Below are 10,474 nucleotides of genomic sequence, written 5' to 3'. Positions count from 1 at the left end.
ATCATCACTTCAGCAATCAGCGTAGAAAATCTAGACCATCTGGGTATCGTAGCAGGATTGGTAGATGAAATCGGGATAGTCGAGATCCTGAACCAACGGTTAGGCATAGATCCTAGAGAAAAAGTCAGCACAGGAGTCATTTGACTGATGAGCGACAGCATATTTTGCAATTCTTCAGCGATGCTTGTCGCCGCTACTATCTCCTTCCCATGCCACATTCCTAATTATTTCGATCGTTCTTTAAACAGCGGAATGTGGGTTTAAAATATTTGGATCGATTATTATTGCTGGTTTGGCTTTATCTCTGGTGGTGGTATTCTTACCAACAGATCTGAGTAGGATATTTCTGGGAGCAGACAAAATCGCGCTCTCTGAAGATCCAGATCTGGTGGAGCAAGAGATCCTGCGGCTCGTACCCATCGATAGCTCGATCGATCGCGCCAAACAGATAATGGAAAAAAATGGGTTTGGCTGTAAATTCACCGAAAATGGTGCATTTGCTAGAGTAAGAATCGATAAAAATGCCCCAGGTGGGACACGACATCAAGTTTATGAAAATGTCGATTATCTTTACTGCGATGCTAGTCAAGGCTTCCTGGTGCAAAGAAGATGGCAAGTCGCAATTTATCATGCCAAAAAACAAGTTAAATCCGTTGCTGTCTCGACTGGATTAGTAGGATTGTAATCATTACTTTGACGAACATTAAGTATTCATTAAATTTACTACTCGATCGACTAATCACAGCGAGGGTGGGCGGTCGTTGCTCGAATATAGCTACTTGAATTATTATTTGGATAGTGGCGAATACCACCACCTTTGTGCCTGATATAGATTTTACTATTTGCATCTACTTGGTAGCACGAGTTACTCGATCGAGCAGCACCAATTTGCGAACCCAGGTTACTTGTAGATCGAGATGAGACTGGGCGAACGATGCTCGGTCGAACGATCGTCTGAGTAGATCTGAACGATCGAGATGAGACTGAGCGAACCATGATCGGGCGAACGATCGTCGCAGTAGATCTGAATGTCTGCGCCAAACAAGGTAAAGCTAGCACGAGCGGCGCACTACCGAGCGATATAGCTCTAATTAGTTTGATGGTTATGAGTGAATATTTAGATATCATCGAGCCAGTTGAGAGCGGGATACACGATCGACGGTATCTTGTTAACGCAGCAACCGTCAGCGATCGCGATCGTTCTTGTCTAAATCGCGCATCTTAGATTGCTGTATTATATTGTTCGATCGCTTCAAATAATGCCTGAAAATTACCTTGTCCAAATCCCTTGGCTCGATTGCGACGTTCGATGACTTCAAAAAAGAAGGTAGGAGATTCAAAGATTGGCTGAGTAAATATCTGTAGTAGGATCTCTTCAGGTTTAGATGTAGACCAATCCATCAAAATTTGGAGCTGTTCGAGTTGTTGCCATTCATCATTAGTTAATATGAGATTTTGCTCGACTCTAGCTCGATTTTGCAAGTTAGCATAATAAGTCTGCGGAATCGGTAGAAAAGCTAAGTGTTGCTGTTGCATTCGATCGATCGTTGCTAGAATACTATTAGTTTGCAACGCAATATGTTGAATCCCTGCACCTCGATTGATATCTAAAAATTCTTGGATTTGCGAGTTAACAGAAGTAGGCTCATTAATATTAAACCTAATCTTGCCACAGGAACTAATTAAAGCTTTACTCACCAATCCCGATTTCTGAGTCTGAATATCAAATGTCTGCTGTACTTGAAAATCAAACAGCTCTCGATACCAGAGCGTAGCTAGTTCGAGTTCCCCAACACCAACATTTAACACAATATGATCGATACCTGAGATTGTCTGATGAGAATCGATCGGAGCGGGGATCTGTTCTAATGGAGCTTGGATAATGGTATGCTCGATCGCACCCCAACCCCTAATTCTCAACCACGGCAATCGATCTAGATCGGAACAAACTGACACAATTTCGATTCCCAATCGCTCGATTTTTCGCCTAATTTTAGCTAAATCTGACACCCGAAACGAGACATCCTTCACCCCCGACGGATGTAGCTTGAGATACTCAGCGACGGGACTAGACCCATTAAGTGGTGAGGATATTGAAAATAATAGGTGAGAATTACCAACTAGATACTCGATCGTCTGTTCGTTCGATCGATTATCTAGATTTTGCAACCCCATTTGCGTAACTAATAATTCTTGTGTTTGGGTAGCATCTACAACATAGAAATGAATGCAATCTATTTCCATAAAGTCAAATTCTAACGATCGTGTCAAAAGGATTGAAGCTTAAATCTTAATTAAAAAATGATGTTTGAAAAAGAGAATAGATAATAGAAGATATTCTTGAGGGTGGGCAGTGTCCACCAGCTAGGGCTTAGGCAATTATCTAATAAATATTTACATCTAGCTACTTAACCATCACAATCTAAACTCGTCGCCATAACTAATAAAGGTAATAAATTTAAGACGCTCTAACGAGAAAAAAGTCTTAAATTTTTACCCATCTTACTTAAAAGACGATATTTACGAGCCGATAGTTCGCAATTAAACAAAAGTCAGGGGTTTAAATCCTTACTTTCACAACTTCGTCTTGATTCGCTAAACCCACGGGGAACCCGAGGAGCGCGAATCGCTATCAACTATCAACTATTTTGTAGCGGCAATCAGACCAAAGCGAATCAATCCACTCCGATAACCCTCACTCATCAATCGTAATGACATCGCCGCCTCGATCGTTTTCCGACCTGCCTTGAATAGCCCTAATATAGCCTGAGGTGTAATCGCCGAATCGATTACCACATCCCAAAATGGGGCAACTGCGGTAGACCAATCATCAGCGCGTAAATCTTTGAATCCACAGGCTGTGACAATTTCGGTGTATTCTGGCAACGAAATTACATAGGGCAAACAATACACCCGATAAATATCCTGTAAATGCTTTTGCTCTTGAGCCGTCAGGGGAGTTGTCAGCGTCGTAGGACGATGACACCAGGTGACAAAAATCAGCTTCCCACCTGGTTTTAATACTCGATAACACTCTTGTAAAAATTTCAGCTTATCTGGCATGTGTTCGCCACTTTCCAGCGACCACACCAAGTCGAAACTATCGTCAGCAAATGGCATCGCTAATGCGTTCGCCACCTGAAAATCAGTCTTTGCTTGTAAACCCGCCGCTCGCGCTCGTTCCTTGGCTCGATTGGCTTGGACTGGCGAAAGGGTAATTCCCGTTACCCTAGCACCAAATTTTTCGGCTAGATAGAGGCTACTGCCACCAATTCCACATCCAACATCGATAATATTCTGGGGTCGAGCGATGGTAAAATCACCAGCCCAAGTAAGTACTTCTTCAATCAGATCGATTTGTGCCTGACGACGATCTAGTTTATAGTTTCCATCTTCACCATAGTAGCCGTGGTGCATGTGTTCGCCCCAAATTCCTTCCCATAAACCGCTCGAAGCATCATAGAATTCTTGAATTTGTCGATCCAGTTCGGTACTCATTTAGGAAATCTCCGCTGATAGTCTGCTCACATATTCTAACAAATTGCTCTGACTGCGTTTCGGTCTATCCCATTGGGGTAAATAATTTAGGTATCTCGATCGAGATTTTAGCTATGAAAATATCCGTGAATCTATCGATCGTCACCAGCAGTTTTAGGAGTGATTAGATAACATTTAAATATTATTTTCTATGTCGATCGCAAGTATCTTTTTTGAGCGAAATGTGCATATTTAGTATTTTACGTGGATGACGATCGCGCTAGTACTGCATATTTTTAAAAGAGTATCCCTTTCTAGCATTAACAATAATCTCACAAGACTCACCTGTCGAGCTTTACTCACGACCCCGATTTGGTTTGTAGATTGCAAACCAAATCGCCTCACGATCTAAATACCCAGTCAGAGCCATCTCGATTACTGCTTCAACTGGAAAATTTATCTCGATTCGATTAAGGCTCGATCGCAACAATAAAGTCAGGATGCGAACCTCTAGGTATAATTAGAGTAGTACCCCTTAAATTACCATGAGTCCAGAACTAGAGCGGATTCTCAGCCAAGCTCAACAACTCGATCGAGCATCTCAAATTCAACTAATTAGCCGTCTTTGAAACCAAACTCAGCCACAACCGGAACGAGTAGAGAATCCGTGGCTGGCTATTGCAGGTAGCCTATCTGACGATCCATTCTTTGACGATTATATTGCTGAGATCGAGCGTTATCGCCAAGAAATTGATTCACAAGCAGAAAGCTCCGCCGCATGAGTCGTTATATTCTCGATACTGACCATCTTACCTTACTAAAACGTAACCACCCGATCGTGAGAGCGAAGATTAGCTCAATTCCTCCAGCAGATATTTTTGTCACGATCGTTACAATTGAAGAACAATTGCGCGTCATTAGGCACAGCGTATGTTTTGCCCAATTACTGCCTTAACTGGAAAATCTATCTCGATCGATGGTCGATCGCCACAATGGAGTTAGGATGCGAACGTCTAGGTATAATTGAGTAATAACTCTTGTATTGTGGGATTCAACCTATGCCAAAAACAGTTTGGGCAACCTTTTCGCAGGGAAAAGTTGAGCTGTTAGAGCAGATCGCTATTCCTGATGGAACGAGAATACTCGTGACGATCTTACCTGATGATGAGAGCGATTTCTGGCTCAAAACTAGCCAAACCTCACTCGCTGCCGTTTGGGATAACGATGAGGATGATATCTATGCCCAATTACTCTAAAAATGACATCATCTTAGTTCGATTGTCTTTCTCCGATTTATCTGGTTCAAAAGTCCGACCCGCCGTTGTTGTCAACGTAGAACATATTTCCCAAGATCTCATCATCGTTCCTCTAACTAGCAAAACAGCATCGTTACTTGAGGGTGAATTTATCCTATCTGAATGGAAATCAGCAGGATTGAACATTGAAACAGCAGTCAAGAGGGGTTTGTATACCGTTCATCAAAGCTTGGTTGCTAAGACAATTGGCAAATTAGTCGATCCTGATGTAGAACAATTAGCGAGATCGATCCAAACATGGTTAGGGCTGTAGAACTCGATTCTTTTCCCTTCTCTACGAGAGGCTACGCCAACGGGACGCTGCGCCCAATTACCGCCTCAACTGGAAAATCTATCTCGATCGATGATTTGACGATCGCTCGTTCGAGGCTGATGTAGCTCAACTCGATCGGTTGTTGGCAGATGCTAAGATTAAATAGTAGTGACTATACTTTCCAGTCATGGCAGCCCTTACCCTCAATCTCAACTCGATTTCCAATCTCAGTCGCAGCCAATTTCGGCAGATTGCGATCGACAATCCAGACATGAAGCTGGAACGCAACAAAGAAGGCTATCTCATCATTATGGCTCCGACAGGCGGTGAAACTGGTAGCTTTAATTCCGATCTAAATGGACAGTTATACGTATGGAATCGTACTAGCAAAGCAGGGAAAACCTTCGATTCTTCCACTGGCTTTGAGCTTCCAGGCGGTGGAGATCGATCGCCTGATGTAGCTTGGATTGCACTTGACAAATGGGAAGCTCTCACAGCAGAAGAGCGGCGGGGATTCTTGCCACTGTGCCCAGACTTTGCGATCGAACTCATGTCTCGATCTGACTCTTGGATTCAAGCCCAGGCAAAGATGGTGGAATATATGGAGAGTGGTTGTCAGCTCGGTTGGCTGCTAGATCCCAAGGGTAATCGCGCCGCTATTTATCGAATTGGCAAGCCACCAGAACTTTTGACTGCGCCCGACTCATTATCAGGGGAAGAAGTATTACGAGGATTTGTGCTTGATGCTAGGTTTTTGTGGAGCTAATCAAGTTAATATCCAATATTTCGTCGATCGCTTTCTGCTACAATACCCCAATCTCTCGCAAACAGCGACGGGTTAATTCTTTCCGAGCTGTTAGATCTGATTGAGTGCGGATATCGATATTCGTTGCAAAGAAATAGACATTCTTGCCTTTTTCTAGATACCCTACATACCAGCCAATCTGTGGTTTGATACCATTGTTAAATCCGGTAAAACCTGTTTTTCCACGCATGGTATAGTCTGGAGTTTGTTCGACGATTGTGATATCCTTGACGATCGCGATCGATCGCTTGGAAAATGGCAAATCTCCCTGCTGTAAACGACGGAGAAATTGAATTTGAGCTTGAGGAGTAATTCGGAGTTTTCCTCTGAGCCAAAAGTTATCGAGATCTTGCCGAACTTGCTAGTACGGAAGATGTAGTAGTTATATTTGGTGTTGTTAAAGCTACTTGCGATAAGTAAAGTACCGTCAAAATAGCAAAGCATAATGCGATCGAGATAACTAAAAATCTATTCAATGCTCGTAATAGTTTAGGATACTGGTGCGTTACGGCTTGCGCCTAACACACCCTACAGCAATCTAGCTCATTTAGGATTGTGACGATCGATGATTGTGGAATTTTTGAGTGGAGAGGAACCAACATCGCTTACCTACTCCTGACAAATCGGTTCGAGTGTAAGATCTAGGTCTACCTCTTTACTAACTGTATGTCTGAGCGTGATGAATTACCGATGGATTTAGAGCAGATCGAGCGAGATTTGCGCGATCGATCGCTGAATAAGCAAAAAGTGGCATTAGACAGGCTAGCACAGGTTCCCGCCGCTCTAGCGGTACCGATCCTCGCTAGATTGTTGGAGTCGAGCGACTTTATGCAGCGGCGGGTTGCGGTGATGGGTTTGGGCAATCATCGGGTGGAGGAGTCGTTTCAACTGTTAGCAGGCGTAATTACCAACGATCTCGATCCCAATGTGATGGGGGAAGCGGCGAATTCGATCTTTGATTTTGGCGATCGCGCGATTCCGTTATTGGTAAATTTATTTAAAAATACTCAGAATTGGCTAGTCCGCCAAAGTATTATTTCCTTATTGCTGGATACCGATCGTCACACCGAACTGTTGACTACTGCCGAACTGGCGATCGCGGATGAGACTCAATCGGTACAAGAGGTAGGTATTTTGGCTCTGGGGCATCTCTTAAATTCGCCAGTGGGAGAACGCGCTCTATTGTTACTTTTAGACTTGTGCAAAGATCCCTCCTGGCGCAATCGCTGGCGGGCGACGATCTCGCTCCAAAGCCTTCAAAATCCGGCGACAAAGGCGGCGATCGCTAGGCTTCAGCAAGATGAACATTTTCGGGTGGTAGCAGCGGCTCTAGAGGTTGCTACCCACTGGGCGAGTCAGTCTAGGTAGGGAGGTATTAGGCTTGAGGCTTGAGGCTTGAGGCTTGAGGCTTGAGGCTTGAGGCTTGAGGCTTGAGGCTTGAGGTTTTAGGCTTGAGGGGGTAGAGGGTAGTTCAAAAATTATCCTTACCGCTGTTTGTGCAATGCTCATTTATACTAAGCTTTAGGAATTTTTAAGCCTAGATTTCCATGAAAATCTTGCTGTACCTTGTGGGTTAATTGCTTTGAGACGCGATTGACGATTTGTTTTAAGACTTTATCACCCGTACCTTGGATCGCACCTGTGGGTAACTTGTAGATAAACTTGGGAAACTGAATGTATACATGCAAATCGAGATCCCAGTCGATCTTGGTACCTGATTGCTGTCCATTTGCGAACTCTACTAGCCGCATCTGAGCATTGAAACTTACTTCATAACCTGGGGGGGTATAATCGGGGATCTCAATAGTTTTGATGCGATAGATGCCACTATCCTGCGGTAACAGCTCCAAGCCAATCTTTGGTTCGACGACGTAGCCACATGAATTGAATTTACCAATAGTTAGAGCATAACCATTTTGTCCGAGCGGGTTGGCTGTCATTGGATGGGCGCAGCGCGTAAACCAGCCTGAATGAGTATCCAGATAGTTACCTACAGTTTTGATGTCTGACCCCATCAGCATGGTATCAGTGAAGCGATAGCTAAAACAGAAGGGCTGGAGTTGCTTTGTCTCTGGGGATGCCAGTTGCTGTTCTAATTCAGGATTCATCACGAGCGAATTCTGTTTGTTGCTTTTCTCTAGTGTTGTTACTGGCATCTCCTTGATTATCCCGTTGAGGTGGTGACTATATGGTATCGATCGAAATGCACTGATGGCTAATATCTATTTACAAGCTCTGGCTGGTTAAAACCGGAAAATTTAGTTTAATTAAAGTAATTAGTATTTGAAAAATTGATGCTCGTACCCAGATATGGTGAGGTGGTGGAGCCTGTCCGATCGGCAGATCGCTAATAAATATGTTGTGGATTGAATCGGATCGGCTGCAATTTCCTGACGAAAAACACCCGTTTGATTGTTTCTATATTTAACATAAGTAGTAAGAGCACTCAACCTAAAATTTATTTTAATCAAAACCTCATGAAAGCATTTGTAGCAGGCGCGACAGGCGAAACTGGACGGCGGATCGTTCAGGAGCTAGTCAAACGGGAGATCCCAGTGCGGGCAATGGTTCGAGATCTTGCCGTGGCACGAACTATTTTACCAGCGGAGGTAGAATTAGTCATCGGCGATGTCCTCAATCTCGATAGTATTACTACCGCGCTGGGTGATAGTACAGTAATTCTCTGCGCCACGGGAGCTAAACCCAGTTTAGACCCGACAGGCCCCTATCAGGTAGATTATGAGGGCACCAAAAATCTGGTAAATGCCGCCAAATCTCACAATATCGAGCAGTTTGTGTTTGTTTCATCACTGTGTGTATCGAAGTTTTTCCATCCGCTCAATCTGTTTTGGTTGATCTTGTGGTGGAAACAACAAGCCGAGCAGTATCTCAAAGATAGTGGACTCAACTATACGATCGTGCGTCCAGGTGGACTAAAAAATGAAGATAATCCTAATCCGGTGGTGATGTCGGGAGCGGATACCCTCTTTGATGGTAGTATACCTAGACAAAAGGTGGCTCAGGTGTGCGTTGAGTCACTCACCAACCCTCAAGCCCGAAATAAAGTACTTGAAATCGTCAGCGCACCCACAGCAGTGGCAAAAAGTTGGGAAGATCTATTCGCTAGTGTGTAGTTATTGAGGGGATAGTCACTAGCGATCCATCTCTAGTGGCTAGTGACGATTCCCCCGCTCCCGCTCTTTATTTCATCCGACATGGATACCCTTAAACCCCAACGTTTTAGACCGATCGCAATCGCGATCGGTTGTGTATTTTCACTTTGCTTGGTATTAATATTAAGGCAACCATCCCGTCGCCAAAGTCCCACCTTTGACACGACGCAAAGTCCCCCACTAGTGATGACAGGTGGCAATCCTTATGTTCGGGCATTGATGCGAACGATCTCGGCGAGTGAAGCAAGCGATCGACAACCGTATTCGGTGATATATGGTGGGAGTCATGCCACACATCTCGATCGTCATCCCGAACAGTGTATTCGGATTACTCGTGGGCCGAACATTAATAATTGCTCTACAGCAACGGGGCGATATCAGATGATTAATACTACCTGGGCACAGATGTCCAAAAGATATCATCCTCAGCCTGATTGTCTGATGTTTGTCTTTCAATGCGGCTATAGTTTTGAGCCAGAGTATCAAGACAAAGTGGTTTATGCTTGGCTCAGTGACGAGCAAGCCTGGAGGATGAATATCCCCCAGTTATTAAAAGCTGGCGAGTTGGAGCAAGTCAGACGGCGGTTGTCTAGTACTTGGACGAGTTTGGGTTATGGGATTGAAACTAATACCATCACACCTAAATTAGCAGGTATTTATCAGAAGTTATTGCAGGAAGAATTAGCGCGCAAAAATTAATACGATCGGTTCAATACTAGCAGGACAAAAACTCGATCGATACTATTAGCCCAGCTAAATCGATCGAGCCTGAGATTTTTGATATTCCCGATCTTTGTACTGCCAATATTTTTCGACAGTTGCTTTGGTAGCGATCTCGTTTTGATACTCACTACCACCTTCAGAGATTAATCTGGCTTTAACTTGCTTGCGGAGGTCTGAGACAATTTTACCATTGATTTTACGTGTCTGCGACCAATCCAAAATTGGTTGTGGATAGTAACTATCAGTATATTTTTCGGCGATAATTTCACTGATACTATAACCTTGCAATTCGGGAATTCAGTAATAAATAAAACTTAGATCGGGATCTTTTTCGGTAATGTTCTTGTTGGGATTATAGATCCGAAATGTTTCACTGAGGGGATTGGTGACACCCGCCTGCATCTGCCATTGCCAATTATCGATCGCCAGATCGCCATCTACCAGATAGTTCATATAATGTTTTGCTCCATGATGCCAAGAGATGCCACAATTTATCGTCAAAAATGTGGCACACATGGCACGCATCCGAAAATTCATCCAGCCCATCTCTGTGAGCTGTCGCATACTCGCATCCACGAGGGGAAAACCTGAAGGGGTGACAAGCATCCCTTAAATCATTATGTGATAGGGATTATAGAGGCTGAGGTTGCGAAGGTAAAAGTCAATTTTATGGCAATTAAGTCGGACATATCGATAAATTAAGCCCGGAATAAAATCCCAATCGAAG

At 43.8% G+C, this 10,474-nt stretch carries 14 protein-coding genes and 2 pseudogenes; 10 read left to right on the top strand and 6 right to left on the bottom strand.

The genetic code is table 11. From position 1 onward, the window contains the following. From ACEW9J_RS25345 to ACEW9J_RS25335, 3 genes and pseudogenes are all read left to right on the top strand, one after another. Window positions 1-94, top strand: a pseudogene (locus ACEW9J_RS25345) (hypothetical protein); the annotation flags it as partial. A 198-nt stretch (window positions 95-292) separates the two neighbouring features. After that, on the top strand, window positions 293-685 hold the full coding sequence (locus ACEW9J_RS25340; RefSeq protein WP_373547843.1) for a hypothetical protein: 393 nt from the start codon (window positions 293-295) through the stop codon (window positions 683-685). Window positions 686-994: 309 nt separating this feature from the next. Beyond that, window positions 995-1,225, top strand: a complete 231-nt coding sequence (locus tag ACEW9J_RS25335; RefSeq protein ID WP_373547842.1) for a hypothetical protein — start codon at window positions 995-997, stop codon at window positions 1,223-1,225. Here ACEW9J_RS25335 and hppD read toward each other — a convergent pair. Both hppD and ACEW9J_RS25325 read right to left on the bottom strand, forming a co-directional pair. Next, window positions 1,222-2,244, bottom strand: a complete 1,023-nt coding sequence (hppD, locus tag ACEW9J_RS25330; RefSeq protein ID WP_373547841.1) for a 4-hydroxyphenylpyruvate dioxygenase — start codon at window positions 2,242-2,244, stop codon at window positions 1,222-1,224. The genes ACEW9J_RS25335 and hppD overlap by 4 nt on opposite strands. A 399-nt stretch (window positions 2,245-2,643) precedes the next feature. Further along, window positions 2,644-3,498, bottom strand: coding sequence for a methyltransferase domain-containing protein (locus ACEW9J_RS25325; RefSeq protein ID WP_373547840.1), 855 nt, complete (start codon window positions 3,496-3,498; stop codon window positions 2,644-2,646). A gap of 757 nt (window positions 3,499-4,255) precedes the next feature. Between ACEW9J_RS25325 and ACEW9J_RS25320 the strand changes: the two genes are divergently transcribed. The 4 genes from ACEW9J_RS25320 to ACEW9J_RS25305 all read left to right on the top strand — a co-directional run bounded on the left by ACEW9J_RS25320 (window position 4,256) and on the right by ACEW9J_RS25305 (window position 5,812). After that, window positions 4,256-4,432, top strand: coding sequence for a type II toxin-antitoxin system VapC family toxin (locus ACEW9J_RS25320; protein WP_373547839.1), 177 nt, complete (start codon window positions 4,256-4,258; stop codon window positions 4,430-4,432). Between the two features lie 103 nt (window positions 4,433-4,535). Next, window positions 4,536-4,733, top strand: a complete 198-nt coding sequence (locus ACEW9J_RS25315) for a hypothetical protein (protein WP_373547838.1) — start codon at window positions 4,536-4,538, stop codon at window positions 4,731-4,733. Then, on the top strand, window positions 4,717-5,046 hold the full coding sequence (locus ACEW9J_RS25310) for a type II toxin-antitoxin system PemK/MazF family toxin (RefSeq protein WP_373547837.1): 330 nt from the start codon (window positions 4,717-4,719) through the stop codon (window positions 5,044-5,046). The genes ACEW9J_RS25315 and ACEW9J_RS25310 overlap by 17 nt, the downstream gene beginning before the upstream one ends. Window positions 5,047-5,233: 187 nt before the next feature. Further along, window positions 5,234-5,812: a Uma2 family endonuclease gene (locus ACEW9J_RS25305; protein WP_373547836.1), complete on the top strand. Its 579-nt coding sequence runs from the start codon at window positions 5,234-5,236 to the stop codon at window positions 5,810-5,812. Between the two features lie 37 nt (window positions 5,813-5,849). On the opposite strand, the pseudogene ACEW9J_RS25300 reads toward ACEW9J_RS25305, so the two are convergent. Then, window positions 5,850-6,206: pseudogene (locus tag ACEW9J_RS25300) on the bottom strand (penicillin-binding transpeptidase domain-containing protein); the annotation flags it as partial. 311 nt (window positions 6,207-6,517) lie between these two features. Here ACEW9J_RS25300 and ACEW9J_RS25295 point away from each other — a divergent pair. Then, the gene (locus ACEW9J_RS25295; protein WP_373547835.1) at window positions 6,518-7,219 is read left to right on the top strand and encodes a HEAT repeat domain-containing protein; all 702 of its coding nucleotides are present in this window, start codon (window positions 6,518-6,520) and stop codon (window positions 7,217-7,219) included. 146 nt (window positions 7,220-7,365) lie between these two features. Here the strand turns inward: ACEW9J_RS25295 and ACEW9J_RS25290 are convergent, their stop codons facing one another. Continuing rightward, window positions 7,366-8,007 (bottom strand): DUF1997 domain-containing protein, encoded by a 642-nt coding sequence (locus ACEW9J_RS25290; protein WP_373547834.1) that lies wholly within the window; start codon window positions 8,005-8,007, stop codon window positions 7,366-7,368. A 321-nt stretch (window positions 8,008-8,328) separates the two neighbouring features. Here ACEW9J_RS25290 and ACEW9J_RS25285 point away from each other — a divergent pair, with 321 nt between their 5' ends. Together ACEW9J_RS25285 and ACEW9J_RS25280 are read left to right on the top strand one after the other, a co-directional pair. Further along, entirely contained in the window at window positions 8,329-8,985 is a 657-nt protein-coding gene (locus ACEW9J_RS25285) for an SDR family oxidoreductase (RefSeq protein ID WP_373547833.1), read from the top strand. 81 nt (window positions 8,986-9,066) lie between these two features. Continuing rightward, a complete protein-coding gene (locus tag ACEW9J_RS25280; RefSeq protein WP_373547832.1) occupies window positions 9,067-9,723 on the top strand; it encodes a muramidase in 657 nt (218 codons plus the stop codon). A 54-nt stretch (window positions 9,724-9,777) separates the two neighbouring features. Here ACEW9J_RS25280 and ACEW9J_RS25275 read toward each other — a convergent pair whose 3' ends face one another. Together ACEW9J_RS25275 and ACEW9J_RS25270 are read right to left on the bottom strand one after the other, a co-directional pair. Next, window positions 9,778-10,035, bottom strand: a complete 258-nt coding sequence (locus ACEW9J_RS25275) for a hypothetical protein (protein WP_373547831.1) — start codon at window positions 10,033-10,035, stop codon at window positions 9,778-9,780. A 9-nt stretch (window positions 10,036-10,044) separates the two neighbouring features. Next, window positions 10,045-10,353: an FAD-binding domain-containing protein gene (locus ACEW9J_RS25270; protein WP_373547830.1), complete on the bottom strand. Its 309-nt coding sequence runs from the start codon at window positions 10,351-10,353 to the stop codon at window positions 10,045-10,047. Window positions 10,354-10,474: the final 121 nt, after the last annotated feature.

It is taken from the genome of Chamaesiphon sp. (assembly GCF_041737865.1).
Taxonomy (GTDB): Bacteria; Cyanobacteriota; Cyanobacteriia; order Cyanobacteriales; family Chamaesiphonaceae; genus Chamaesiphon.
Note: the sequence above shows the minus strand (reverse complement) of the source record. Positions and strands in the feature narration are given on the sequence as shown.